The following is a 26,382-nucleotide window of genomic DNA, read 5'->3' on the forward strand; positions in this document are numbered from 1 at the left end:
AAAGCGGCCCAAATCAGAAGAGACAATGAGAACGACCTTTACGTCAATACCCGTTTTGCAAAGACAAGTGAGACTGCTGTTGAAAAGGCTCCGGACTTACCGCCCTCACCACCCGTGCCTGCGAAGAGATCGAAATACAATGGCCCTAAAAATGCTGACCAACTGCTGAATAAAATTACTGGAGGCGGGTACGGAAATACAATACAAACATTCGATGCCAGGAAACTGACCACTGAACTGACCCATGTCTTGCGTCAGGCAGATCAGGAGCAACTGAATGAGATTGTTAATTACACCGAGACCTTAAAGGCAAACAGTGATTGGCATCAGGTAGGCGAGATCATGGAAGAAGCCATCAAAAACCACAGACGCCCGCGCAACCTTCCAAGAGGATAAGTTCGCAGCTGATTGATTGCTCAACACCAAAAATACCGGCATCCGCCGGTATTTTTGTATCTGCCTGTGCAATCAGTTGGAAGGAATCCCATCCAGGGCATCAATAACATCTTCCAGTTCAGCGATGGTCTGCCGGATCAGTTGCTTGTATTGAGAGGAGTCCAGCTTCTGCACTTCGCCCTTGAGATGATTACGGGCACCATCAATGGTAAAACGTTTGTCGTAGAGTAAGCTGCGAATTTGCCGAATGAGCAACACATCCTGACGCCGGTAGTAACGGCGATTCCCACGCCTGACCGGTTTTAGCTGCGAAAACTCCTGCTCCCAGTATCGAAGGACATGGGATTTCACCTGACACAAGTCGCTGACTTCACCGATGGTGAAGTAACGCTTGCCGGGAATGACAGGGAGATCACTCTTCCTGAGCTCTGTTTCCTGCATAAGCCTCAACTCGTGACCTGAGTTTCTGGCCAGGCCTGAAAGTCACCACCCTGCGAGGAGAAATGGGAATCTCTTCGCCGGTTTTAGGGTTTCGGCCGGGCCGCTGACTTTTGTCGCGCAGTTCAAAGTTACCGAAGCCGGATAACTTGACCTGTTCATTATTCTCCAGTGCCAGACGAATCTGTTCGAAAAATTGCTCGACCATATCCTTGGCTTCGCGCTTGTTCAAACCGAGTTCTTCATGAAGACGCTCGGCTATATCCGCTTTAGTCAGAGCTCCCATGGATAACTTCCGCTCTCTTATAACCGGGGCTGCGAACTGTTGAAAGCCTGCTCAGAAAGCAGGCCCGAAACAGACCGCTCGCATTGGCTGATTAGCTACGGAGACTGGCACCCAATTCCGATTCCAGCCGACTTACGATGCTGTCAATCAAACGATTAACTTCTTCGTCTTTTAGAGTGCGGGAAGCGTGCTGCAAGGTCAAGCCCAAAGCGAGACTCTTGTGATCTTCTGCAATGCCTTTTCCGGCATAAACATCAAAAATACGAACATCTTTCAACAATTCGGGGGCTTCTTCCCGAATGACCTGGTTGAGACTGTCAGCAGCCACTTCCTGCCTGACAAGCAAGGCCAGGTCACGACGAACTTCAGGGAATTTGGACAGTGGTGTGAACTCTGTCACCTTCCCCTGGCTCACTGCTTCCAGACTGGCTTCAAACAGGAGCACGGCACCGTTCAAATCCAACGCTTTCGCCAGACTTGGGTGCAGAGCGCCTACGTGACCAATGACTTTATCATCACGAATCAGCGCTGCACACTGACCAGGGTGCATGGCATCGTGACTGGCTTTTTCGAAACGGAAATCCTCTGCCGCACCACCGAGTGCCAGCAGAGCTTCTACATCCCCTTTCAGATCATAGAAGTCCACGGGCTCGGCTTTGATCGCCCAGCTTTCAGGATAACGACTGCCGGTAATCACAGCAGCAATCTGGTTTTCCTGTCGCAGAACGTCATCCTCACGAACAAACGTCTGGCCGCTTTCGAACAGACGAACCCGGCTATGCTGACGATTCAAATTGTAACTGACCGTTTTAACCAGACCTGGCAGCAGCGATGTTCGCATGACAGAAAGATCGCTGGCGATGGGGTTCGCCAATGCCACGGGCTCACACCCCGGATCAAACAGCTGATGCAACTTCGGATCAATAAAGCTGAAAGAAACCGCTTCCTGATAGCCACGCCCCACAAGAATACGACGAAGGTCGGATTCTTTAACCTTGTTTTCATCCACCTGCTTAAGCTTCAGAAGCGCCGTTGGAATGGTTTCTGGCAGACGCTCATAACCGTAGATACGACCCAGCTCTTCTACCAGATCTTCTTCTATGGAGATGTCAAAACGCCAGCTGGGCACTGAAACGCTCCACTCACCTTCTGCCGTGGAGTTCATCTCAAGGCCCAGTCGCGTCAGCAAAGCTTCAATCAGATCATTCTCGATAGTAATGCCTAACAGTGAAGCGACTTTCTCAGCTCTGAGATGAACCGTGCTCAGAGCGGGCAGATTGTCTTCACTAACGGCCTCAGAAACAGGCCCAGGTTGACCACCGCAGATGTCCAGAATCAGCGCTGTTGCTCTCTCAATCGCCTTACGCTGCAACTGGAAGTCGACACCACGCTCAAAGCGGTGAGAAGCATCGGTATGCAACCCGTAGGAACGGGCTTTACCGGCAATCGTAATGGGGTCAAAGAAAGCGGCTTCCAGCAGGACGTTACGGGTCGTCCCGGAGACACCCGATCCTTCTCCGCCCATCACACCGGCAATGCCCAGGGCCTGCTTCTCATCAGCAATCACCAAAGTCCGGGGGTTCATGCTGACTTCCTGCCCGTCCAGCAGAACCAGCGTCTCCTGTTCATGAGCCATACGAACAATCAGGGAACCATTCAGGGTATCCAGATCATAACCGTGCATAGGCTGACCCAGTTCCAGCATGACATAAGCCGTTACATCGACAACCGGATCAATGGAACGAATACCGGAACGACGCAGGCGCTCAACCATCCACAGAGGGGTAGGCTGAGTGACGTCTACCTCTTTCAGAACACGGGTCAGAAATCGTGGAGCGCCCTCTTTGGATTCCACAGAAACCTTAAAAGTGTCGTCAATGGCCGGAGCGATCGGTTCAACCTGAACTGCGCTGACATCGGCCAGAAAGTTCGCACTGACTTCCCGGGCCAGACCGGCAATGCTCAGGCAGTCGCCACGGTTTGGCGTAAGGTCAACATCAATGATTTTGTCATCAAGGTTCAGATATTCACGGATATCCTGACCCACGGTAGCATCCGCTGGCAGCTCCATCAGGCCGTCAGAAGATTCAGCCATGCCTAGTTCTTCTTCCGCACAGAGCATGCCGAAAGATTCAACACCCCGCAGTTTGGCTTTCTTGATTTTGAAATTGCCCGGCAGAACGGCTCCCACTGTTGCAAAAGGTACACGAATGCCAACACGGGCATTAGGGGCGCCACAAACCACCTGCAATGTTTCTGATCCGGTGCTGACAGAAGTGACACGCAACTTGTCCGCATCCGGGTGTTGTTCACAGGCGATAATTTCACCCACAACCACACCGGAAAACTCTCCCGCTACCGGTTCAACGTCGTCTACTTCCAGACCGGCCATGGTGATTTTGTCCACCAGCTCCTGGGTGCCGACTTCCAGGGCAACCCACTGACGTAACCATTGTTCACTGAATTTCATAGGTTTTTCTCAACTCCGTTATTCGATCTAGTTCCAATAAAACCGTTAGTTGAACTGGCTCAGGAAGCGCAGGTCGTTATCGAAGAACTGACGCAGGTCGTTTACGCCGTAACGGAGCATGGCAAAACGCTCAACCCCCAGACCGAAGGCAAAGCCTGTGTACTTGCTGGCATCAATACCGGAATATGCAAAGACTCTCGGGTGAACCATACCGCAGCCCAGCACCTCCAACCACTTGATGGAACCGTCTTGGTTGCGTCCCCACTCAATATCGACTTCTGCCGAAGGCTCAGTAAACGGGAAGTAGGAAGGACGGAAGCGGACTTTCAGATCGTCACGCTCAAAGAAAACCCTCAGGAAGTCACTGAGAACGCTCTTCAGGTCAGCAAAACTCACTTTCTCTGCCACGTACAAGCCCTCTACCTGATGAAACATCGGGCTGTGAGTCTGGTCGGAATCGCAACGGTAAACCTTACCGGGACAGACAATGGCAATAGGGGGCTTTTCGTTCGCCTTGCCCAGGGCTTCCATGACACGCACCTGAACCGGAGAGGTGTGGGTTCTCAGAACGGTATTGTCATTGAAGTAAAAAGTATCATGCATGGCACGGGCCGGGTGATGGCCCGGAATATTCAGCGCTTCAAAGTTGTGGTAATCATCTTCGATTTCCGGCCCCTGGGCCACCTCAAAGCCGATGTTGCCAAAGTAATCGGTGATGCGCTCCATGGTGCGTGTTATAGGGTGCACCGTCCCCAGGTTCTGGCTACGGCCGGACAGGGTAACATCAATGGTTTCGCTGGTCAGACGGGCTTCCAGGGCCGCTTTATCCAGACCGTCACGTTTCACGTCCAGGGCCGCCTGAACCTGCTGCTTGGCTTCGTTAATAAAACCACCGGCCTTCGGGCGTTCTTCCGGGGACAGTTTACCCAGACCTTTCAACAGCTGGGTCAGCTCGCCTTTTTTGCCAAGAAACCGTACCCGAACCTGATCCAGATCAGCGGCATTGGCGGCTGACTCAACTTCAGCCAGAGCAGAGACGACTATGGGTGAAACAAGTGCTTCCAGATTCTCCATGGGATTCCTGATAACCGATGCGTAGAGAAAATAAACCGCCAATTCTAGCGGTTGGGGAGGGGTTTGGATAGATGTACTTTTGAGCGGATTTCACCGATGTCGGAAAGCCCTGATATTCATACCGACCGTACCGAATGTAATAACCTATCGGACAAGAAAACTGAACAATGATCTGAAGTACGGTTTACCAAACGAAGAACCCTCGCTCAGAGCGAAGCGAGGGCGGGGAGTGTCAGAGTGATTTTGCATTAAGGGTTGTACAATGAAATATATTCTTTTTTCCCGGGTACTCCAGGCTTGGCTGAACCACTAATAAAAACAAGCCACTTCCTTGTTCTTGCTCATTCAACACTCTATTGGATGCAGTAAAAAAACCAGATAGCCTACGCTGGCTGATTGCTACATAGCGTTTTTCATCGACTCCTGTGCCATGCCCACAGCTCAAGTGACCACTAATCCTGCTAGGAACGTGTTCTGTCGATGACAATGCACTTGCAGTAATCAGCTGATTACTCATGAAATTTTTATTGAAGATATACTCCACCGCAAAAAACGAATCCTCTGGGCTTGCAACATAACCATATGACTGCAATTCACTCCGAAAGGGTGCAGTAATACGTTCTGGAACAGAACACCTTTTATTTAAAGCCTTTGACAGGCTATCCCGCACGGAAGCTTCAAATACACTCGATGATGACAAGCTCTTTGTTTTAACGGTTATTAGCGGATCAGCAGAACATACTGATGTATCCGCATAACACACTGACGCAGCTAAGAAAATTAAAGCGCTAACGATTAGTTTGGAAATCATATCCAGCCTCAGGAAATCACTATGTAGAATGTAGAACTATCATTTGACCTATTTTCAGGTTTTAAGTTCAATGATGTGGCACATAAAAAAAGTCAGGCTTCCGCCCCCATTTATCCGGAGAAAAATTTGCTTTAAACTGCCCACCCTGATTTCAAAACCTCCCGTAATGATCTATGCAATTTTTTGTTAACGACCAGCCCCTGAGTTCAGAAGCCTCTCTGACGCTTGAGCAGCTGCTGGAACAGATCAATCAAACTGACAAGGGCGTAGCACTGGCGATCAACCGACAGATTGTCAGTCGCTCCCGCTGGCCCTGTAAGAGAATAGAAGAAGGTGACCGTATCACCTTGATTAAGGCTACCGCTGGTGGCTGACAGAGCTTAAAAAAATCGCACTTGGAATGACCGACAACTTATCAAACCGCAGGGCTGGTATGCTAACCATTGCTGATAAAACTTTCCATTCTCGTCTGTTTACCGGTACCGGGAAATTCAAGAACAGCCAGACCATGGCTGAAGCCATTAAGGCTTCTGAGAGTGAACTGGTCACCATGGCACTCAAACGAGTGAACCTGAATGATGATCAGGATGATATTCTCTCTCCCCTGACTAAAGCTGGTGTTAACCTCTTACCTAATACCTCCGGAGCCCGCAACGCCAAAGAGGCCGTGTATGCAGCCCAGCTGGCCAGAGAAGCCCTGCAAACCCACTGGCTGAAGCTGGAAATTCACCCGGACCCCAAATATTTGTTGCCTGACCCTATCGAAACACTAAAAGCCTGCGAAAAACTTGTTGAAATGGGATTTACTGTTCTACCTTATGTTCACGCTGATCCTGTCCTGTGCAAAAGACTGGAAGAAGCCGGTGCCTCTGCGGTTATGCCTCTGGGGGCACCCATTGGCAGCAATCTGGGCCTGAAAACTGAAGAGTTTTTGAACATCATCATCGAGCAGAGCCAGGTGCCAGTGGTTGTAGATGCCGGCATTGGCAGCCCTTCCGATGCCGCTAAGGCAATGGAAATCGGAGCGGACGCGGTGCTGGTAAATACAGCCATTGCTGTTTCAAATGACCCGGTAGCCATGGGCACTGCTTTCAAGGAAGCCGTAATAGCAGGCAGACGAGCTTATGAGGCTGGCCTGGGAATACGTTCTCATCAGGCTCATGCAAGCAGCCCTTTAACTGCGTTTCTGGAAGATTTTTAATGTCATTTGTAGACGCGTTTAACCAGTTAAACTGGGATGAAGTCAGAATGAACATCCTTAGCAAAACCGCTACGGATGTAGAAAATGCCCTGATCGCTCGCAGACCGACTCATGATCAGTTTCTGTCACTGATCTCTCCGGCGGCTGAACCTTATCTGGAACGGATGGCACAGAAAAGCATGGCGCTCACCCGCCAGCGCTTTGGTAAAACCATTCAGATGTACATTCCACTTTACCTCTCCAACAAGTGCACCAACATCTGTACCTACTGCGGCTTCAGCCTCGACAACAAGATTCGCCGCAAAACCCTGAGCATGGAAGAGCTTGATCGTGAGCTGCAAGCCATCAAAGCCATGGGGTTTGATCATATCCTGCTGGTGACAGGCGAAGCTCAGGGTACAGTGGGTACCGAATACTTCAAAACCGTGCTGGATAAAGTCAGACTGCACTTTTCTCACATTACGCTGGAAGTACAACCTCTGGAACAGAGCGAATACGAAGAGTTGATGGAACTGGGACTGGACGCCGTTCTGGTTTACCAGGAAACCTACAACCGCATCGCCTATGAGAAATACCATCTGCGCGGCAGCAAGATGAATTTTGACTATCGTCTGGACACTGCTGACAGACTCGGCAAAGCTGGCATCGACAAGATCGGCGTGGGGGCTCTGATCGGTTTGGAAGACTGGCGTACAGACTCCGCCATGGTAGCCGCACACCTCGACTACCTGGAAAAAACTTATTGGCAAACCCGTTACTCCATCTCTTTTCCGAGATTGCGCCCCTGCGAAGGTGAGTTCGAACCTGTTTCCATTATTTCAGACAGACAGCTGCTACAACTGATCTGTGCTTACCGTCTGTTTAAGCCGGAAGCAGAACTATCACTATCCACCCGGGAGTCAGAATCCTTCAGAGACAATGTCTTGCCCTTGGGCATTACGACCATGAGTGCTTTCTCAAGCACTCAGCCGGGCGGCTATGCTGATGGTGCTGTCGAATCCTTGGAGCAGTTCTCAATCGACGACAACCGTCGTCCTGAAGAGGTAGCGGCTGCGATCAAATCGAAAGGTCTGGAAGCGGTCTGGAAGGACTGGGACCGCAGTTATAGTCACTAGCCTTTAAATCAGTGGTTGCCAACGGGCAATCCACCGGATTTTGTTGTTAGATGCCGTGTCAGTTGTTGGGCAGTCTGGACAGGATGAGCTTTAAGGTTTCTTTAATTTCCACATTGTCTGCTTTCAACTCTGCGTTGTCTGCTTTCAGTGCAGCAATATCTCTACCTTGCTGGTCAAAACGTTTGTCTTGCTGGTCAAAACGTTTGTCAATCTGAGCGAACCCCCGGTGCATTTCGGCACGGGTTTTACTGGCGTAGGCGACAATCCCCGTCAGGGTGTCTCGAATATGGTCAAGCTCTGTTTCGGGTGGTTGTTCAGCGTTCAACATGCTGTATTCCTGACAAATGAATGAGAAGGACAGCTTAGCAGACTTTGAGAGATGACACAGAGACACCTCGAACTCTGATCAACAAAGCGCTCCACGAGCACACCCCCATACAATTCAATTTGAAACAAAGAGGTTTTTAAACGCCGTAAACAAAGAAAGCTTCTATCCTGTTAAGTCTAATCTGTCGGGACTGCTGCTATGTCAGAGCGTTTGTACGAAAAAAATCAACTGGGTGTGGGTTTTACTTTTCACAATCCGGTTATCTATCTAAATAGCTGGCTGAACAGCTGGAAAGAAGATAAACCCCTTCTGGACATCGGTTGTGGCCACGGAGTCAATACTCGCGCTGCACTGATCCGTGGAACACAGGTCGTAGCCACTGACATGGATAAGCCAGACTTGTCTGAGTGGCTCAATGACCTGCCGGAGATTCAGCAGCAAGCGGTCACATGCAGAGCAGCAAAACTGCCAGAGAACATGCCATTTGAAGATAATGCCTTTTGCGGGATTCTTTGCGCTGAAGTGTTTCATTTTCTTGCCAATGAAGACGTCACGCCATCCATTGATGAACTATACAGAATTCTTGAGCCGGGAGGCACTCTTCTGCTGACCTGCTGCTCCTGTGACGTTGAAGTGCTGAAAACCACGGGCCTGAGCAGAGAGATACGAGACGGCATAAGAAAATCACCCTTAACCGTGACCTGTCAACGGGATTATATAAACCTTCTGAAGCAGGCGGCAAAAGCATTTAATTGTCCTGAAATAACCGATCCGGTATTAGCAGCCCATGAAATTAATATCCCTGGAAGAGACTTTTGTTTTTTTACATCTGAACAACTGAAAGTATTAATGGAGCATGCCGGATTCATGATCGAAGTCTGTGAACAGGGTGAGGCTCCACACTACCCGGTATGGAGTCATGGCGACCAGGATCAGGTCCGGATCCTGGCCAGAAAACCGGCTTGATTTGCAGGCTTTGTAGCCCATCGATTCAATTTTTTACGCCCAAGCCGAAATAAACATCAAGTAATAATAGCTACGGTAAGCCCCGCCATGATTAACCCCAGTGAACAATTTAAAGAGTTTTTAAAGGACTTTGGCGAATATATTGGTCACGATCTGAACACGGATGACAATATCTGCACTCTGGTTGACGAGAACAATGATATTGCAGTCATCATGGAGGTTCCTGAAAACAGTGATCTGCTGTTGCTCTATCGAATGCTGACGACAATGCCAACAGATCCTGAGCTACAGGCCGCCAGAGCAATGCAGCTATTATCCCTCAACGGGGCTCCGGATAAACTCAAAGGTGCATGGTTTTATACAGACCCGGATGGAATGGGTTTACACCTTATGACCAGCCATCCTGTCGGCACCCTGTCCCATGAGACTTTCAAAAACCTGGTGTTTGGCTATATAGAGCTCGCCAACACACTTTCTCGGGAACTGGCAGAAGAAGAGCAGGGGTTTGTTCATGAGCCTTCAATGGCAGGGGGGATAGCCGGATGAGAGGAGCAAGCCTGGCAGCAAGCTCAGCAGCCATAAATGCACGAAGATATATGGAGGCAAACGAAAGGAGCGAGAATAAACAACACTCGGATTTAAAGCCCGGCACTCCCAGAATTCGTTATTGTACTGGAAATTTTCCTTCATTAATCGACCCCACTCAGCATCACGTAGGAACACTTGCTCCGGGTAAAGGTACTAACAGACACGCTTGGCGCATGGGAGAGGCCCTGTCAGTCGAGGCAAGAATTGCCGCATACCCTTACAAAAAGTCCATTCATGGCGCTGGGCTGTGTGACAAAAAAATCCTGCATGAAATCAAGTCTTGGGATACTCACCGCCCTCTCGCGCTGGCTGCTGGCAAAGCAGCCGGATTATCAAGCAAAGGAGCCGAAGGCTGTGTTTTCGACAAGAAAACCGGACTCACCGCCTATATTCTCCGTAATCCTGAAACCAGCCCTCCAGAAGTACGTATTGTTTTTGGTAGCTGGGATGCCCTGAAAAAACCGGAAGAGCTTTCCCATACCTCAAGGTTCAAAAAAGCGTTCACCCTCGTTCGCTGGTTACGGAACCTGAGGAACGTCAGGCGGAAAAGTGTGCCTGAAAGCTTCAAACAAGCCAGTGAACTCACCAGGCAGGTTCAGAAGCTGATGCAGAAAAACAGCACCTTTAAAGGCTGGACTCTCAAATTATCGGGCTATGAAAAAGGCGGGGCACAGGCATCATACGCAGCGGTCTCACAAGATAAGGTTTTACCGGCCAGATGCTTTTCCAGTGAGTTCCTTAGCCGCGACATTATTAACTCTTTGGACGAGGACAAACAGCGGGCCGCCAGTGAAGCTATCATTCACTACCAGCCTGTGGAAGACGAGTTCGTTTTACAGCTCGATAAGCATGACAAGTTTTTTCAGAACAAAGTCATCGGAAAACCTGTTGCTATGTATGCCAGAGAATATGAAGAGACTCACTTTCTCTGAATTCAGCTTTAACAAAAAAGGCTTTGACAACACACTGGCCCGATGACTGGCAGAAGAAGGACAGGAGTTAGTTTACCAATCCCCCCAAGAAGGACAGAAAGATGGTAGGAAGCGCTGCCGCAGCAAGCACAGCCGTCAGAGATGCACAAAGACACATGTATGCAGGCAACGACAGAGGTTTTCGAGAATTAGGGCTACGACCAACACCCCCTACGACCCTCCCTCATATTGGGAATTTTTTTTCATTAACTCATCCGCAGCAATCTTCAGTAGGTACTCTTGCTCCGGGCAATGATCCTGTAGATAGATACCGCTGGCAAGTGCAGGACGCCGTGCGTCTCGAGGCAAAGATTGCCGCTTACCCTTACAAACACTCCATAGAAACAGACGGCGTACTAGACGACACAATCCAGGATGAGATCAAGTGCTGGGATACCGAACGCCCTCTTGCATTAGCTGCTGGCGAGGCAGCTGGATTGTCGACCAAAGAATCCAAAGGCTGTATTTTCGACAAGAAAACCGGACTCACCGCCTATGTTCTTCGCAACCCTAAAACCATTCCTCCTGAAGTACGCATTCTTTTTGGTGACAGGAATGGCCTGAAAAAACTGAATGCACCTTCTGATCCTCCAATATACTGCACCCAAGCCGAATCTGATTATGACTCGCGTTCCCAACCGGGAGCCGCAAAAAAGGCCTTTGCAGCGGTCACTGTTCTCCGGATAGACAAAAACGAGTAATATTAAACATCTGCCGAGGTGTCCAAATGTCAGATTTTCAGACCGGAAAACACCTCTGACCGTTCGACCACAAGTGCAAAACCATGAGTTACGACGACCAGGATCTGTTCCTTCAGGAAATGGAGGGAGTGGCTCCCCTGAAAAGCTGCACCAAAGCTGACCTCAAGAAACATCAGACAGCCACTCCCGGTCAAGCCCTGAGGAGGAAGGCTGCCCAGGCTGAACTGAATGACCCTAATTTCTTATCACTGGATAACCCAAAAAGAGTCCAGCCTTACGATCACCTGGAATATAAGCGCTCCGGTGTTCAGGAAGGTGTTTTCAAGAAAATGAGGCTGGGTAAATACGCTATTGAAGCCAGACTCGACCTCTATAATCACACAGCGGCTGAGGCTCGCAAAGCCGTTTTTGACTTCATCAACGACTGCCAGCAACACGAACTTCGTTCGCTCATTATCAATCATGGTCGGGGCTTAGACAGCAATCCCCCCGCCATCATCAAAAGCTACGTCAACACCTGGTTACGGGAAATGGATCAGGTTCTCTGTTTTCATACCGCATTGAAGTTTCATGGCGGCTCTGCGGCGCTTTATGTTTTACTGAGAAAAAGCGAAAGGGAAAAGCTGGAAAACCGGGAGCGTCACTCCAAACGCACCGCCTGATTCTGACACACCTAATAAAACGGGGTTATGGAAAACCATAACCCCGTTAGAAACCGATATGAACCAGACTTAAGCCAGAGAAGCTTTAGCCTTTTCAACCAGCTGACCGAAAACGGCCTTGTCGTGTACCGCCAGATCAGCCAGAACCTTACGGTCGATTTCGATCGCAGACTTCTTCAGACCTGCAATGAAACGGCTGTAGGATAAGCCGTTAGTACGCGCACCGGCGTTGATACGGGCAATCCACAGAGCACGAAACTGACGCTTGCGCTGACGACGGTCGCGGTAAGCGTACTGACCTGCTTTGGTGACAGCCTGCTTGGCTACACGGAATACACGTGAACGTGCTCCGTAGTAGCCTTTAGCGGCCTTAAGAACTTTCTTGTGACGCTTGCGCGCGATTACACCACGTTTTACACGTGCCATGAGCTAACTCTCCGAAAAAAATGATCTAAAAAGCGATTAGTCGCGCAGCATACGCTTAACGAGACCCTGGTCGGCAGGTGTTACCATGGAGGTACCACGCAGCTGACGCTTACGCTTGGTGGTCATCTTGGTCAGGATGTGACTCTTGAAGGCACCCTTACGCTTGTAACCGCTAGCGGTTTTCTTGAAACGCTTGGCGGCACCACTGTTGGTTTTCATTTTTGGCATGAAAAAGCACTCCGCATTCGCGACGACCTACCCTTCTAATTAATGATTCTCATCAACGAGAGAGGCGCCCGTTTCAGGGCCAGGAGGTGTCGGGATATTAAAAATAAAAGCGACTGTCGTTCATCCAGAACGAGAAAAAACCGGCCACTGAGAAAGCAACCGATTTTTCACAAACGAATCACTTCTTCTTTTTCGGAGCAATCACCATGATCAGTTGACGGCCTTCCATTTTCGGACGCTGTTCAACGGTACCGATTTCTTCCAGATCTTTTTCAACCCGGTTCATCAGTTCCATGCCCAGCTGCTGGTGAGCCATCTCACGACCACGGTAGCGGAGGGAAACCTTCGCCTTATTGCCCTCTGTCAGGAAACGTACCAGGTTGCGCAGTTTTACCTGGTAATCCCCTTCCTCTGTGCCCGGGCGAAACTTGACTTCTTTCACCTGGGTCTGAACCTGTTTCTTCTTGGCTGCGGCTTTCTGCTTCTTTTGTTCGTATTGATGCTTGCCGTAGTCAAGGATCTTACAGACTGGCGGTTCGCTGGTTGCATTAATTTCAACCAGATCCAGCCCTGCTTCCTGGGCCATGGACAAAGCGTCACGGGTATCAACTACCCCTACCTGAGAACCATCGGCTCCAATCAGTCGGACTTCTTTGGCACGGATATTCTCATTGATCGGCGCTTTCTGCGGGCGACGATCGCGGAAGCTGTTACGTCTGATGGGTGTATCTCCTGTAAAGGCGGCCTGTGCGAAAGGGCTTGTCGTCATTAAATATTGAGCTCGACAAGCCTATAACAGATTGATTACGCAGTACGGCCACGCTTGCTGACATCCGCTGCAAGGTGCTCCATGAATGCCTCTACAGGCATGGTACCCAGGTCTTCACCAGTGCGGGTACGCACAGCAACGGTTCTGTTTTCCATTTCCTTATCGCCAACAACCAGCAGATAAGGCACCTTATTTAAGGTATGCTCGCGGATTTTAAAGCCGATCTTCTCGTTTCTCAAGTCCGCTTTTACCCTAACGCCCTTTTCCAGCAACATTTTTTCCAGTTCTGCCGTATAAGAAGCCTGTCTGTCAGTAATATTGAGAATGGCAACCTGCCTGGGAGCCAGCCAGGGAGGCATAGCTCCTTCATAATGCTCAATGAGTATTCCGATGAAGCGTTCAAACGAGCCGAGAATCGCTCTGTGCAACATGACCGGTGTTTTTCGTTCACCGCTTTCATCGACATATTCAGCACCCAGACGGCCAGGCATCGAGAAATCCACCTGAATCGTGCCACACTGCCATACCCGGCCAATGCAGTCTTTAAGGGAAAATTCGATTTTAGGTCCGTAGAAAGCACCTTCACCCGGCAGCTCTTCCCAGGGCAACTCCTGTGCATTCAAAGCATCGGCCAGGGCTTTTTCGGCTTTATCCCAAATTTCGTCCGAACCTACTCGCTTTTCAGGACGGGTAGACAGCTTGTAGAGCATGTTGTCACGACTGAAGCCAAAGTCCTCGTAGACTTCATGGAGAAAGTCGATAAAGGCGGCCACTTCCGACTGAATCTGATCTTCCGTCGCGAAAATATGGGCATCATCCTGAACAAAGCCTCGAACACGCATGATTCCGTGCAGCGCACCGGATGGCTCGTTACGGTGACAGGAGCCAAATTCCGCCAGTCGCAATGGCAGATCACGGTAGCTCTTCAGGCCCTGATTGAAGACCTGAACGTGGCATGGGCAGTTCATGGGCTTAACAGCAATGTCACGCTCTTCCGAGTTAGTGGTAAACATGTCGTCCTGGAACTTGTCCCAGTGACCGGACTTTTCCCAGAGAGAGCGATCCACCAGCTGCGGAGTTTTGATCTCTTTATAGCCGTGTATTATCTGTTTCTTACGCATGTACTGTTCCAATTCCTGGTAAATAGCCCAGCCATTGGGATGCCAGAACACCATACCTGGTGCTTCTTCCTGCATATGGAACAGATCCAGCTTCTTACCCAATTTTCGGTGGTCACGCTTCTCAGCTTCTTCCAGACGCTGGAGATAAGCTTTCAGGGCTTTCTTGTCTTCCCAGGCAGTACCGTAGATACGGGTCAGCATTTCGTTACTGGAATCACCACGCCAGTAGGCACCGGCCACACGCATCAGTTTGAAGGCTTTCAGCCTGCCTGTTGAAGGAACGTGTGGGCCACGGCAGAGGTCCATCCACTCACCCTGACGATAAACGGAGATCACTTCACTTTCCGGCAGGTCATTAATGATCTCGACCTTGTACTCTTCACCCATGGCCCTGAAAGCATTGATGGCTTCGTCACGAGTCATGACGACTCGCTCAATGTTCAGATCCTGCTTTGCCAGCTCAGCCATTCGCTTTTCAATCTTCTCCAGGTCTTCGAGGTTAAATGCCCGCTCGTAGGAGAAGTCATAATAAAAGCCATTATCAATCACAGGACCAATGGTGACCTGGGCCCCCGGATACAGATCTTGGGTAGCCATAGCCAACAGGTGAGCCGTTGAGTGACGAATCACCTCAACACCTTCTTCGTCACGGGAAGTGATAATGGACAACTCAGAGTCGTCCGTGATTTTGGTGCTGGCGTCCACCAGCTCACCATTGATACGACCCGCCAGAGTCGCTTTGGCCAGGCCCGGACCAATATCCTGGGCTACTTCCATTACAGAAACGGCGTCAGCAAACTCGCGCTTGCTGCCGTCGGGAAGCGTAATTACAGGCATGAGGAGATATTCCTTAATTTTTTGCCGCCAGGGCTTTTGCCACTATTGGCATTATGTTCATCTTCAGTGGCAACCTGTACCGAAGGCTGCTTGCTCATCGTTCTTGCCAGCCCATACCAGAGGCTGAGAACTTCTGTACCAGTGGCAACCCATACCAGGGGATGCTTGGATTTTCTCACCGATTGAAAGGAGAAAATCTTGGGACATATACATGCAGTTAGCAAAGAAAAGCCAACTTAGGGTTATTGTGGTTTTTTCAAAGCCTGTGTCAAGTCAGAAAAATTATAACCTTGACAGGGCTCGTGGCACCTAACCGCTGTTTTGCGGATAAAGGGTATAAAGGTCACAAAATTCATGAAGCCGGTCACTCGACAAAGGTTTACATTAGCGGACAAAAAAGAAGTGTTAAAACCTGGTCAATAAAAAATCATTCCGAATCCAGTTTAATACAATTCACTGAATAAATTGCAATTCTTCAGGTTCTACTAACTATACTCCGGCTTTCATGCAGCAGGATGGAATATGAAAGATCTAATCAGAATTACTGTTTTTTTTGCAGTTATTATGAGCTTCATGACTACAAATGCTTATTCTTATAATTTTTCGCTGCATTATACAAGTAAGCTAGAGGATGAAAATGCTGTTGAGTACATATGCATTCTGGACATTAATTCGGAAGACATTAGTTTTTTACTTTTAGCCGGAGCTGCGGCCGGCTCTGTGCTACCTAAGTTGTCGCCAAAATTTCGCCCATTAAATAGCTTCTCTACGGCACTAATTATTGGCTCAATCTATATTTTCGACAATATGTGGCTACTAGGTTGTTGCCGTGCCGGAATTGAGACAACCTCCTTGATTGAGGTCGCGGGTGCTTTACCTCTCAGCTTTGCAACAGTGTATCTATACAAGGAATGTTTCATAAGATGAGGTCGTAACCAGGTGCGCTCCAGGCGTCACCCGGAACCACTTGATGATCCAAGCCGCCATGCGGCAAAAAAACTCTCATTATCGTCTAATCATTCCCGATACCACATCAGTTCTGATGTGTTTGAATGATACACAAGCTCCTGGAAACAGTTTGTGTGCCAGGAAAGAGCCCACCGCGTCTCCTTCCAGAAGTGTGTACAGAGCATTCTTTACTCCGCCAAGCCTTTATCACTAATCCAGAGAGTACAACCCACAAGTACCGATCCAACAATGACTGATTTACCAACAACGGAATTGTAGTTCCCATGTATATGCACGATCTCTGCCGTCTGCATGGCTACCCTGCAAATACAAACAAGTTGCATTTCACCTCACATTGACTATACCTACCCGAGCCAAGACAAATCTGTTCAAACCAGCCAGCCTAACTGATCAATCGGCCTGTCAGCTCACGGAGACAGATCCAATGCTACGGTTAAAACCTTACCTGGTGTTTTTAATATCGACGATGATGACTTATATTCCCGGACATTCAGCCTTGGCAGATCTTGTCATAAATACGACAGAGTCAATCAATCCTGACAACTCCCCATCCTCTTCCGCAGTTAATCGAATCGCATCCGCTTCTGAACCCGATGCCGTTCTGTCGGACAGGATGTCAATGGGCATCACACTGGCTCTGACATCCTCAGACGATATCAGTTGCGGGGAGGACCAGGGGATACTGAAAGCCTTCATCTGCTCAAAGAGCAACGACCCGAACAATTCAACTGTAATCTATAGTAACAGCTCTGACTTTAACGCTATTAAAGATAAGCTGGGATGTGAATCCCCCCCTACAACAGACGTCAAAAAAAACAAACCCGATTACGATCGGTGGCTGACCAGCTTTTCTGTCTGGGTTTCTGAAGGCTTAGAGATGTACATACTGCTTAAAGGCGCTCTTCTGTTTAATCCAAAAGCCACCAAAAAGATTATGGCGACAGCCACTGCCACCAGTTTAATCACTATGGCTGGTGTTTATACTGCCGGGGTCGGGCTCGCGGAATCTGGTAAGAAAATCCCCGAGAAATGGATTGCAGTTGTTGAAGGCTTAACAAGATTAAAAGCCGGCCTGAGCCTCGGTGGCTGGGCTCTCGGGATCGCAGGAGGGGTTGCAGGTCGAAAAGAACTCGTCTTGTCAGGATTACTGATAAATGTTGTCTCAAACACCTTTCGCGAAACCGGAAGAGGTGCTCTCATTACTTTACCGCTGATTCTTGATAAAAAGTACGCAGCCATTGCTTTCTCTGGCATCCCTCTGGCATTCATTGCTGCACAACCTTTATTCTGCTATCAGCGGACCAACAACCCCTATGCGAAAGCATTCGCATGGACTTTAATCGCCACTCTGGGGGCCGGACTGTTCTCGAGAGCCTGGCATAACTTTGAAAGACTTGCCGGTGAATCCAGCACGCTCTGGAATATAGACAAAAATATAACTGTTGGTGGTGATTATGAGATACTTAGTCATGAAAAACTGCCAATGTCGGTTATTGCTCCCTTTGGATATCAACCCAACCCCACGATTATTACCGTAGCCTCCGGTCTGGGCTTTTTTACATTCGTATCGCTGGCAAGCCTCTACCGTTTTATCTACAGAGTTGAACCCTCAGGCACGGGTCAGATAATAATTGATCTGGATGCATCTCAGTTCTGATACCCATACATGATCTCCAGTGGACTTTCAGGTTGTCTTTTCAAAGGTCAGGATGGTGTATTAGAGCGAAAAGGATAAAAAAGTCCGGTGTAGGTTTCACTCTTCTAAACCCATTAGAGACAATCCGTACTTGCCTGAACAGACAGGTTGCAGCCAAACTATTGCGCTTTTGGACAATAAGCCAGCCCACCCCCGTCAGGCTGCAACGGAATTATATGACCCAACAACGCCCGGATACTACCGACTACCTCTCACTGTTCCTGAATGATGCCCCCCTGATGGATGTTCGGGCCCCCGTTGAATTCAGCAAGGGTTCATTTCCATTGGCGACCAATCTGCCTATTCTGGACGATCACCAACGCAAAGTGATTGGTACTGAATACAAGCAGTACGGGCAGGAAGCAGCTCTCTCTTTGGGTTATGAGCTGGCCACTGACAATGTTCGTACTCAAAGAGTGACTCTCTGGCAGCAATTTGCTCAACAACACCCAGATGGCTACCTATTCTGTTTTCGCGGCGGTCAGCGCTCTCATATCAGCCAATCCTGGCTGGCAGAGTCCGGATATCCCTACCCTCTGGTCGAGGGGGGCTACAAAGCCATGAGAAGATTCCTGATTGATGAACTGGAACAGTCTGTTGATGATATTCCCTTTATGATTCTCGCTGGCAAAACCGGTACCGGCAAAACTCGTCTGATTCATGACATTGAAGACAGTATTGACCTGGAAGGTCTGGCCAATCATCGAGGATCGAGCTTCGGTCGCCGTTACGGTGGCCAGCCCACCCAAATTGACTTTGAAAGCCGCCTTTCTATCGCCATGCTCAAGCACCGCCATTTTAAACCAGGCCGATCGGTACTTCTGGAAGACGAAAGCAAGCTGATCGGGCGTTGCGGTCTGTCCCGGGCATTCAGGGACAAGATGCAGCAATCCCCGATCATTCTGCTGGAAACGTTCATCAAAGATCGTGTAGAGATAGCTCTCCAGGAGTATGTCCGTGATAATCTGGCCGAATTCGAGACGGTTTATGGTAAAAAAGAGGGCTTCGCCCGGTTTAGCCAGGGCCTGGCTGACAGCCTTTACCGGATTCGTAAAAGATTGGGTGGAGCCCGCTATAAGGCGCTGGGAGAACTGCTATCCTCAGCTCTTTTGCAGCATGAAGTTCATGGCATCATTGATGGTTACCGGCCACTGATTGAGGAGTTATTGGTGGGCTACTACGACCCCATGTACGAATATCAACTGGAGCAAAAACAAGGAAGAATTCTTTTCAGGGGCAACCGGGAAGAGATCAGAAGCAGCTATCCCGAGCTGGTATTGAACTGAGAAGCAGTTCGACTCCGGTAAAAGAGGGCCATACCCCAAACCAGAATGGCAATGACGGCCCACTCCTGAGCGTTGGGTATGCGCCCCTCCAGCATAAAGACAAAAAGTACCCCAAATAAAACTTCCAGCGATGTACAGGGATAAAATCCTGAATCACTGTTATGCAACACCGCCTTGCGTCTGCATATCCGGGCCAAACCGGTGGCTAATACGCCTGCCAACAGCAGTCCTCCTCCGAAGTAAGCCCAGTCAATATTGGCAACACCTTTCGAAAAGAGGGTAAATTCGGGATGGTCCAGCCAGGTCAGTGGATAAATCATGGGGAGTGCCAACATAGAGCCTAATCCGGTTAACAGATAACGATCGGAAGGACCAATATCGGGATGTTCAATGGCCATTAACAGTTGTATGCGGGTACCTGCGAGCCAGCTGATGCTCGCCAACAGTAACCAGAACAAGCCATTGGCCATACTCTGCTCATGTGAGTCCGGAGAAACCTGATCAAACTTCTGGGACATCAACAGAAACAGCGCTCCAATCAACAGCAGTAAAGGAATAGTGAGCTGACTGCCAGCTTTTCCAGTCAAAAAGCATTTCTGAAAAATCATGGGTAAAGCGGCCATCAGAATACAGGCAAAGACTCCGCCGAGGCTTCGGATACTGATAATAAGAAAAAGGTAATAAAGAACATTAGTCAGCAGGGCCACCCAAACCCACTTCTGGATATCACCCAGCCGGGCTCTTTGAATCATCTCGCGACGAAAAAGAACGATCATAGAGATCCAGAGACCAAATGCTGTAAAGCGTCCTGCTACCAGTTCTATAGCCGTATATTCCGACATCCATTCAGGAAGAATGATCAAACTTCCCAGCAATGCCCCCGACACCAGTGAATAGACAACGCCTCTGGAAATCAACCCGGTACCACTCCACACAGAAACTTAAGGTTCTCTGAGCATTGTCTACAACATCTTGATTTTCCAGCCTCCGGGCAGGGATTGCCCTCCTCAGCCGACCAGCGAGGCAGCAAAACGGATAAAATTGGCTGCACTTCCCGGAGTCGTCCCGATAAATCCCATTTCAAAAAAGACTGGCTGCAGGTAGTATCGTTACAACCGATTCAATCCAATACCAAGGGAAGTATTCGTGTCCACAGATTTCGATACTTTTATCAACCGAACTCATACCTCAAGCCTGAAGTGGGATCGCTACAAGGAAAGAGATATATTGCCTTTCTGGGTGGCGGATATGGACTTCAAATCCGCCCCCGAAATCATTGAAGCTATGCAACAACGTGTTGAACATGGTGTGTTTGGCTATACCCTGGCCGATGAGGGCCTGGAAGAACGCATTGTCGAGCGAATGCATAACCTCTACGACTGGCAGATTGAAAGAGACTGGATCGTCTGGCTGCCCGGGCTGGTAACGGCACTCAATATTTCGGTGAGGAGTGTTGCCGGCCCCGGAGAGACCGTTGCCGTGCCTCTACCGGTTTACTATCCCTTTTTAATGGCTCCCAAGCTGGGTGGGCGCGAAATGATCGGACTGGACTGGATTATCAGAGATAATCAGTGGCAGTTTGATCTGGAGGCATTTGAAAGCAAGATCACCGAAGACACCCGACTCTTGATGCTGTGTAACCCACAGAACCCCAATGGCCGCGTGCTCAGCCGGAAAGAACTGGAGACTATCGAGGCACTCTGCAAAAAGTACAACATTGTCGTATGCTCCGACGAAGTGCATTGCGACCTTATTCTTGATCGCAACGCCGAGCACATACCTTACGCCAGTCTGAGTGACTTCACCCGTGACACCTCCATCACCCTGATGTCTCCTTCCAAGACATTTAATGTGGCCGGCTTAGGCTGCGCCTTTGCCATAATACCGGATGGCACACTGCGTATGGAGTTCCAGAGAGTTCGCAAAGGAATTGTCCCTGATCCGGATAACATGCTGATGGGTTTCACGGCGGCCAGGGCCGCCTATGAGCACGGTGAACCCTGGCGCCAGAGTCTGCTGGACTATCTGCGGGGTAACCACGACCTGCTGATGTCTGAAATCAACGGTATTGAGGGGCTAACTATGCTGCCTCTTCAGTCTACCTACCTGGCCTGGATTAACGTCAGCGAATTAGGACTGGATGATCCTCACCGTTTCTTTGAAGAGGCCGGTGTCGGCTTCTCCCCCGGCGCTCAGTTTGGAGACCGTGACTACCTGAGAATGAACTTTGGCTGCAGCCGCTCCACTCTGGAAGAAGGCATCCGCAGGATCAAGGCAGCAGTAGCCAATCTGAAATCCTGACTGGCGTAATTAAATGTCGGGCTGTCAGTGAATAACTGACGGCCCTTTCAACACTTTTCGGAACACCCACTTGCTGATGATGGCCCGCCACTTTGATAACGGATGGCTCAGACAGCAAAGCCTTTATGAGTTAATCTGCTAACATTGACACATCTGTCAATCTTGATACTTCTGCCTTTAAGCTCTAAACCATATAGGATACTTTAATAGACTCTGATCAAACCGGACAGCATTCATCAAATGCTTTGGAGATTAGCTCGTGCTGAAGATGACGCCTACAGAAAACACTCCGCCACTTCCGATCCCGACAAGAACACTGATTCTCGACTCAGGTACCCCGGAAGAAAAACGACAGGAACTGAATCAGTATTTCTGCGAAACCTACGATATTTACGACCGTCTTTTTGAAACACTCACCAATGATGAAGCTTTTTACCGCAAAGCCATTTCCCAGAGACACCCGCTGATTTTCTACTACGGCCATACGGCAGCATTTTTTATCAATAAGCTGATTGCTGCCCGCCTGATTAACGAACGGGTAGATACGGACATCGAAGCAATGGTGGCCATCGGCGTTGATGAAATGTCCTGGGATGATCTGGACGAAAATAACTACGACTGGCCTACGGTTCCAGCCATGAAAGAATACCGTCGAAAGGTCAGGGCACGGGTCATTGATTTTATTGAAAACATGCCTCTGGACGTACCCATCACCTGGGAAAGTCCGGCCTGGCTAATCATGATGGGCATTGAGCATGAGCGCATCCACCTCGAAACCTCATCGGTTCTGATTCGTCAGCTACCTCTGGCTTACGTCACGCCGCACCCGAACTGGCAACCCTGTAAAAGTTCAGGGGCCGCCCCGGAAAATCAGTTAATTGAACATACGGGTGGCCACCAGATTCTCGGAAAACCCTTTGATCATGCCCTTTATGGCTGGGACAACGAGTATGGTCACTATGAAGAAAGTATCCCTGCCTTCAAGGCCAGCCAGTACCTGGTCAGCAACCAGGAGTTTCTTGAGTTTGTTCAGGATGACGGATACAACACCGAAAAATACTGGACCGATGAGGGCTGGGCATGGGCTACCTTTGCCGAAGCCATACACCCTGAGTTCTGGGTTCCCGGTGATGAAAATTACCGATACCGGGCCATGTTGGAAGAAATAGACATGCCCTGGAACTGGCCTGTGGATGTCAACTGTCACGAAGCTCAGGCATTCTGCCGATGGAAATCAGAAATGACAGGCCTGCAAATACAACTGCCATCTGAAGCTGAATGGTATTGTTTGAGAGACACCATTGAAACAGACCAACCCTATTGGGAACAGGCTCCGGGCAACATCAACCTTGAATACTGGGCCTCCTCCTGCCCGGTTAACCAGTTCAGGACTGGGGATTTTTATGATGTCATTGGCAATGTCTGGCAATGGACAACGACACCCATTGATGCCTTTGAAGGCTTCAGGGTTCATCCCTACTATGATGACTTTTCAACCCCCACATTTGATGGCAGGCATAACCTGATTAAGGGTGGCTGCTGGATCTCGACAGGCAACTATGCAATTCGGGATTCGCGGTATGCCTTCAGACGGCATTTTTTCCAGCACGCCGGTTTTCGCTATGTTGAATCCACTGCTGAACATAATGCCAGCCAGAACCCCTATGAAACCGATGCACTGGTGGCTCAGTACCTGGAATTCCATTATGGCGACAGCTACTTTGGCGTTGAAAACTTCCCCAGGGCCTGTGCCAGGGTCTGCCATGAGTTGCTAAAAGACCATAATTGCACCCGGGCATTGGACCTTGGCTGCTCGGTAGGACGAAGCAGTTTTGAGCTGGCCCGCTGGTTCAATCATGTAGACGGTATCGACTTCTCAGCTCGTTTCATCTCTGCGGCCGCGAAGCTTCAGCAGAACGGAAAAATTCGATATTTTGTACCTTCCGAGGGCGAATTGGGTGAATACCGTGAAGCCAAACTGACAGATTTTGCCGATGACATTGATGTCAGTCGTGTACTGTTTACCCAGGGCGATGCCTGTAACCTCAAACCCAAGTACAACAACTATGACCTGATCTTTGCCGGGAATCTGATTGATCGACTGAACGATCCCCATAAATTCCTGTCTTCTGTACATGAGAGAATCCGCCCGGAGGGACTGCTGGTGCTGACCTCGCCTTACACCTGGCTGGAAGAATACACGTCAAAAGAGAAATGGCTGGGTGGAATACGTGAGAATGGTGAAGCCCTGACAACCTATGACGGGCTGAGAAGAGTTCTAAGCCAACACTTTGAGGAAATTAAACCACCCAGAGATATTCCTTTTGTCATCCGGGAAACCGCCAGAAAGCACCAGCATACGGTTGCTCAGGCCACTTTCTGGAAAAAAAAGACTCCCTGAGTCAAGCAGGAGCCTGAGAATGACTTCTCTATCAGGCTCCTGACCTCTCTATTCTTCGCAAATCCTGTTCAGGCTCCGCTGACCATCTCTGGAGCAATAGTGCTCCTTGTCAGTCCGGGAGCTGTTATGAGCTTCTGTTTTCCATTATATTGCCCGGTCAAGACAACGATTACGGGTTCAGTGTGAGCAAAAACAGTTTCCAGTTTGAACAAATTGGAGTGATTCACTCCTGCTATCGGCAAAAATTTGGAATTCCCCGCCAACCAGGCATTGTCACAGCGGCAGAGTCAGAGCTGGAACTGTTACCCCCCTTCAACCAGGAGAATCTGGTGCGTGGTCTGGAAGGTTTCTCTCACCTCTGGCTTCATTTTATTTTTCACGAAACCATGAATGAAGGCTGGCGTCCTACCATTCGCCCTCCCCGTCTGGGCGGTAAACAACGCATGGGTGTTTTTGCCACCCGTTCGACCCACCGTCCCAATCCCATTGGCCTCTCCGTGGTAAAACTGAAGAGCATCCAGTCCGGAAACGGCAAGCTGATACTACGACTGACAGAAGCTGACCTGCTGGACGGCACCCCCATCATTGATATCAAACCTTACTTGCCTTACGCCGATGCGCTACCAGAAGCAAAAGGTGGCTTTGCACCTTTACCGGCGGTTATGGCAGAAGTGGAATTTAGTGAAGTGGCCATGATCAAGTGCCGGACCTATGAACGACAGACCGGACGCTCTCTGGTGGAACTGATTAAACAAGTATTGGGCCAGGACCCACGCCCGGCGTACCTAAGAGAGACAACCGGACGCAGACATGGCTCTGCACTCTGGGACGTTAATGTAGTCTGGGAATCCAGGGGAGATCACTTTCTGGTCACCGACCTGGAACCTTACGGTCATCTTTAGGAGTTTAAGAATGATCATTCCCTATCAGGAATTGAACGCAGAGACACTGAACAATCTGATTGCTGATTTTGTCAGCCGGGAGGGAACTGACAACGGTTTTGACCAGGATCAGGAAAGCCGTATTCAGCAGGTAATTGGGTTATTGAAATCCGGTGAAGTCTCTATTGTTTTTGATCCTCAAACCGAGAGTGTGAATATTATTCCTGCCAAAGAAGCTCAGCACTATGAGTCTATGATCAACCACTCTTAAAAGATCAGGCTTTTTTCATAAATCAGTTACCCCGCCCCACAGAGGCTGTCGCAAAACTCCAACAACTTGTTCCCATGCTGGGACCCACAGGGCCTAAAAGCATGGGAACCGGAGGTTTTTCGACACACTCCATGGAGCGGAAGGCCTGAAACCCGTACCTTTTCATCGGTCCTATGTGTCAAACGAAAACGGTCGTTTTCTTCAACGCCCTCAGTCCCCATATTCCCTGGGTTGTAGCGGAATTGGCAATTCAAGCTAAAACAAAAAATTCAAAACACCCAGTAATATCAGGGCTTTGCAAGCGATGTGGCTGCATGGACACCCATTTGTCAACCATCCCTCAACAATACTAATAACAGGACCGCTCGTATTATCAGCATCAGAAATAAGTTTGGATGAAGTGTAGGCTACCTGGGTTGTATTGGGAGAGACTGTAGCAGAAGCGGATAAAAATGATGAAGCAGATGAAATAGCTGTTGGCATAGTGCCATTACATGCAACATCAAAACCCGCCGAAGACCATGCGCTCAATGAAGCAAATCCTGCTCTATAACGTTTCCCATTGACAGCCCAACAGCGGCGTTTACCAGCATCATCAAACGATACCCAACCCCATGCCTGCTCTCTGTCTTTTAATCCAAATGCCCCATTCATCATTTTGATGCCAGAACAGTAATTGCGAAAGACGCCCCCCATATAGTGGTCGGGATCCGACAGATGAGCTACGTCAATGGATAAATCATTGCCAAACTGATCAACGACGCTGTTACAGGTAGAATCGACAAAGCTCAGAACGTTTTCTCTGGGCCATAAGTATATAGAGAACAACACACCACTGCTTTGTGGTGAAACGGGTGTTGGAGGATCCGTTCCAGTGGTTACAGCTATAACGGTTTGAGTGTTTTTCATAGTCAACTGCACTTGCCCTTTTTTCTGAAAACATCTTACGCTCAGTGCAGCGTTTTGAGTGTTGGTTGATCCTGGTAGACCTTTTAAAAGATCAAACTCAGAGTGCAAAAATCGGTAGACGAAATGTTCTTCTGTGCCAAACTCACCATAATTGCTACAGCCCAGATCTACCGGCCTGATCCTCATATCGTTATCCGCTGGATCAAGTACCACCCTGATGTTGTCTGCAACAAAAATACCCGCGCCCCTCAGTTCCAGAATACCCGCCGGTATATAATCC

At 49.3% G+C, this 26,382-nt stretch carries 29 protein-coding genes; 16 read left to right on the forward strand and 13 right to left on the reverse strand.

Annotated features, from left to right (window positions below; translation table 11 throughout):
• Window positions 1–396: hypothetical protein (locus KDK18_RS07910; protein WP_257254361.1), on the forward strand; the 396-nt coding region annotated here is incomplete at its 5' end.
• A gap of 72 nt (window positions 397–468) precedes the next feature.
• Here the strand turns inward: KDK18_RS07910 and KDK18_RS07915 are convergent.
• The 5 genes from KDK18_RS07915 to KDK18_RS07935 all read right to left on the reverse strand — a co-directional run bounded on the left by KDK18_RS07915 (window position 469) and on the right by KDK18_RS07935 (window position 5,475).
• Window positions 469–837, reverse strand: a complete 369-nt coding sequence (locus KDK18_RS07915) for a MerR family transcriptional regulator (protein WP_257254362.1) — start codon at window positions 835–837, stop codon at window positions 469–471.
• On the reverse strand, window positions 809–1,120 hold the full coding sequence (gene ihfA, locus KDK18_RS07920) for an integration host factor subunit alpha (RefSeq protein WP_257254363.1): 312 nt from the start codon (window positions 1,118–1,120) through the stop codon (window positions 809–811). The genes KDK18_RS07915 and ihfA overlap by 29 nt, the downstream gene beginning before the upstream one ends.
• Window positions 1,121–1,211: 91 nt before the next feature.
• Window positions 1,212–3,590, reverse strand: coding sequence for a phenylalanine--tRNA ligase subunit beta (gene pheT / locus KDK18_RS07925; RefSeq protein ID WP_257254364.1), 2,379 nt, complete (start codon window positions 3,588–3,590; stop codon window positions 1,212–1,214).
• A 45-nt stretch (window positions 3,591–3,635) separates the two neighbouring features.
• On the reverse strand, window positions 3,636–4,664 hold the full coding sequence (locus KDK18_RS07930; RefSeq protein WP_257254365.1) for a phenylalanine--tRNA ligase subunit alpha: 1,029 nt from the start codon (window positions 4,662–4,664) through the stop codon (window positions 3,636–3,638).
• 232 nt (window positions 4,665–4,896) lie between these two features.
• Entirely contained in the window at window positions 4,897–5,475 is a 579-nt protein-coding gene (locus KDK18_RS07935; RefSeq protein WP_257254366.1) for a hypothetical protein, read from the reverse strand.
• Between the two features lie 173 nt (window positions 5,476–5,648).
• Here KDK18_RS07935 and thiS point away from each other — a divergent pair, with 173 nt between their 5' ends.
• The 3 genes from thiS to thiH are packed head-to-tail and all read left to right on the forward strand — an operon-like array spanning window position 5,649 to window position 7,791.
• Window positions 5,649–5,849, forward strand: a complete 201-nt coding sequence (gene thiS / locus KDK18_RS07940; protein ID WP_257254367.1) for a sulfur carrier protein ThiS — start codon at window positions 5,649–5,651, stop codon at window positions 5,847–5,849.
• A 59-nt stretch (window positions 5,850–5,908) separates the two neighbouring features.
• On the forward strand, window positions 5,909–6,676 hold the full coding sequence (locus KDK18_RS07945) for a thiazole synthase (RefSeq protein ID WP_257254368.1): 768 nt from the start codon (window positions 5,909–5,911) through the stop codon (window positions 6,674–6,676).
• Window positions 6,676–7,791, forward strand: a complete 1,116-nt coding sequence (gene thiH, locus KDK18_RS07950) for a 2-iminoacetate synthase ThiH (RefSeq protein ID WP_257254369.1) — start codon at window positions 6,676–6,678, stop codon at window positions 7,789–7,791. Before KDK18_RS07945 ends, thiH begins: the two co-directional genes overlap by 1 nt.
• A 58-nt stretch (window positions 7,792–7,849) precedes the next feature.
• Here thiH and KDK18_RS07955 read toward each other — a convergent pair whose 3' ends face one another.
• Entirely contained in the window at window positions 7,850–8,119 is a 270-nt protein-coding gene (locus KDK18_RS07955; protein WP_257254370.1) for a hypothetical protein, read from the reverse strand.
• A 198-nt stretch (window positions 8,120–8,317) separates the two neighbouring features.
• Between KDK18_RS07955 and KDK18_RS07960 the strand changes: the two genes are divergently transcribed.
• The 5 genes from KDK18_RS07960 (at window position 8,318) to smrA (ending at window position 12,007) form a co-directional block, all read left to right on the forward strand.
• Window positions 8,318–9,085 (forward strand): class I SAM-dependent methyltransferase, encoded by a 768-nt coding sequence (locus KDK18_RS07960; RefSeq protein WP_257254371.1) that lies wholly within the window; start codon window positions 8,318–8,320, stop codon window positions 9,083–9,085.
• A gap of 87 nt (window positions 9,086–9,172) precedes the next feature.
• Window positions 9,173–9,631: a type III secretion system chaperone gene (locus KDK18_RS07965; protein ID WP_257254372.1), complete on the forward strand. Its 459-nt coding sequence runs from the start codon at window positions 9,173–9,175 to the stop codon at window positions 9,629–9,631.
• Entirely contained in the window at window positions 9,628–10,605 is a 978-nt protein-coding gene (locus KDK18_RS07970) for a hypothetical protein (protein ID WP_257254373.1), read from the forward strand. Before KDK18_RS07965 ends, KDK18_RS07970 begins: the two co-directional genes overlap by 4 nt.
• A 101-nt stretch (window positions 10,606–10,706) precedes the next feature.
• Window positions 10,707–11,345 carry a hypothetical protein gene (locus KDK18_RS07975; RefSeq protein ID WP_257254374.1) on the forward strand — a complete coding sequence of 213 codons (639 nt, stop codon included), beginning with the start codon at window positions 10,707–10,709 and terminating at the stop codon, window positions 11,343–11,345.
• Between the two features lie 83 nt (window positions 11,346–11,428).
• The gene (gene smrA / locus KDK18_RS07980; RefSeq protein ID WP_257254375.1) at window positions 11,429–12,007 is read left to right on the forward strand and encodes a DNA endonuclease SmrA; all 579 of its coding nucleotides are present in this window, start codon (window positions 11,429–11,431) and stop codon (window positions 12,005–12,007) included.
• Between the two features lie 69 nt (window positions 12,008–12,076).
• Here smrA and rplT read toward each other — a convergent pair whose 3' ends face one another.
• From rplT to KDK18_RS08005, 5 genes are all read right to left on the reverse strand, one after another.
• A complete protein-coding gene (gene rplT / locus KDK18_RS07985; RefSeq protein ID WP_257254376.1) occupies window positions 12,077–12,433 on the reverse strand; it encodes a 50S ribosomal protein L20 in 357 nt (118 codons plus the stop codon).
• A 36-nt stretch (window positions 12,434–12,469) separates the two neighbouring features.
• A complete protein-coding gene (gene rpmI / locus KDK18_RS07990; RefSeq protein WP_034837404.1) occupies window positions 12,470–12,661 on the reverse strand; it encodes a 50S ribosomal protein L35 in 192 nt (63 codons plus the stop codon).
• 178 nt (window positions 12,662–12,839) lie between these two features.
• Window positions 12,840–13,430: a translation initiation factor IF-3 gene (gene infC / locus KDK18_RS07995; RefSeq protein ID WP_257254377.1), complete on the reverse strand. Its 591-nt coding sequence runs from the start codon at window positions 13,428–13,430 to the stop codon at window positions 12,840–12,842.
• A gap of 35 nt (window positions 13,431–13,465) precedes the next feature.
• On the reverse strand, window positions 13,466–15,388 hold the full coding sequence (gene thrS / locus KDK18_RS08000) for a threonine--tRNA ligase (protein ID WP_257254378.1): 1,923 nt from the start codon (window positions 15,386–15,388) through the stop codon (window positions 13,466–13,468).
• A complete protein-coding gene (locus tag KDK18_RS08005) occupies window positions 15,379–15,567 on the reverse strand; it encodes a hypothetical protein (protein ID WP_257254379.1) in 189 nt (62 codons plus the stop codon). The genes thrS and KDK18_RS08005 overlap by 10 nt, the downstream gene beginning before the upstream one ends.
• A 343-nt stretch (window positions 15,568–15,910) precedes the next feature.
• Between KDK18_RS08005 and KDK18_RS08010 the strand changes: the two genes are divergently transcribed.
• The 3 genes from KDK18_RS08010 to mnmH all read left to right on the forward strand — a co-directional run bounded on the left by KDK18_RS08010 (window position 15,911) and on the right by mnmH (window position 19,339).
• On the forward strand, window positions 15,911–16,315 hold the full coding sequence (locus KDK18_RS08010) for a hypothetical protein (RefSeq protein WP_257254380.1): 405 nt from the start codon (window positions 15,911–15,913) through the stop codon (window positions 16,313–16,315).
• 466 nt (window positions 16,316–16,781) lie between these two features.
• Complete coding sequence (locus KDK18_RS08015) at window positions 16,782–18,014, forward strand: hypothetical protein (protein ID WP_257254381.1); 1,233 nt, start codon at window positions 16,782–16,784, stop codon at window positions 18,012–18,014.
• Between the two features lie 215 nt (window positions 18,015–18,229).
• The gene (gene mnmH, locus KDK18_RS08020; RefSeq protein WP_257254382.1) at window positions 18,230–19,339 is read left to right on the forward strand and encodes a tRNA 2-selenouridine(34) synthase MnmH; all 1,110 of its coding nucleotides are present in this window, start codon (window positions 18,230–18,232) and stop codon (window positions 19,337–19,339) included.
• Here the strand turns inward: mnmH and KDK18_RS08025 are convergent.
• Complete coding sequence (locus KDK18_RS08025) at window positions 19,315–20,274, reverse strand: hypothetical protein (RefSeq protein ID WP_257254383.1); 960 nt, start codon at window positions 20,272–20,274, stop codon at window positions 19,315–19,317. The genes mnmH and KDK18_RS08025 overlap by 25 nt on opposite strands.
• Window positions 20,275–20,485: 211 nt before the next feature.
• On the opposite strand from KDK18_RS08025, the gene KDK18_RS08030 reads away from it, so the two are divergent.
• The 4 genes from KDK18_RS08030 (at window position 20,486) to KDK18_RS08045 (ending at window position 25,193) form a co-directional block, all read left to right on the forward strand.
• Entirely contained in the window at window positions 20,486–21,640 is a 1,155-nt protein-coding gene (locus KDK18_RS08030) for a PatB family C-S lyase (RefSeq protein WP_257254384.1), read from the forward strand.
• A gap of 268 nt (window positions 21,641–21,908) precedes the next feature.
• Entirely contained in the window at window positions 21,909–24,041 is a 2,133-nt protein-coding gene (gene ovoA, locus KDK18_RS08035) for a 5-histidylcysteine sulfoxide synthase (RefSeq protein WP_257254388.1), read from the forward strand.
• 182 nt (window positions 24,042–24,223) lie between these two features.
• Window positions 24,224–24,943: a tRNA (N6-threonylcarbamoyladenosine(37)-N6)-methyltransferase TrmO gene (gene tsaA / locus KDK18_RS08040; protein ID WP_257254385.1), complete on the forward strand. Its 720-nt coding sequence runs from the start codon at window positions 24,224–24,226 to the stop codon at window positions 24,941–24,943.
• A 10-nt stretch (window positions 24,944–24,953) separates the two neighbouring features.
• Window positions 24,954–25,193 (forward strand): YheU family protein, encoded by a 240-nt coding sequence (locus KDK18_RS08045; protein ID WP_257254386.1) that lies wholly within the window; start codon window positions 24,954–24,956, stop codon window positions 25,191–25,193.
• 255 nt (window positions 25,194–25,448) lie between these two features.
• On the opposite strand, the gene KDK18_RS08050 is transcribed toward KDK18_RS08045, so the two are convergent.
• On the reverse strand, window positions 25,449–26,382 hold a 934-nt coding region (locus KDK18_RS08050), incomplete at its 5' end, for a hypothetical protein (protein ID WP_257254387.1).

The organism is Endozoicomonas sp. SESOKO3 (assembly GCF_024606255.1).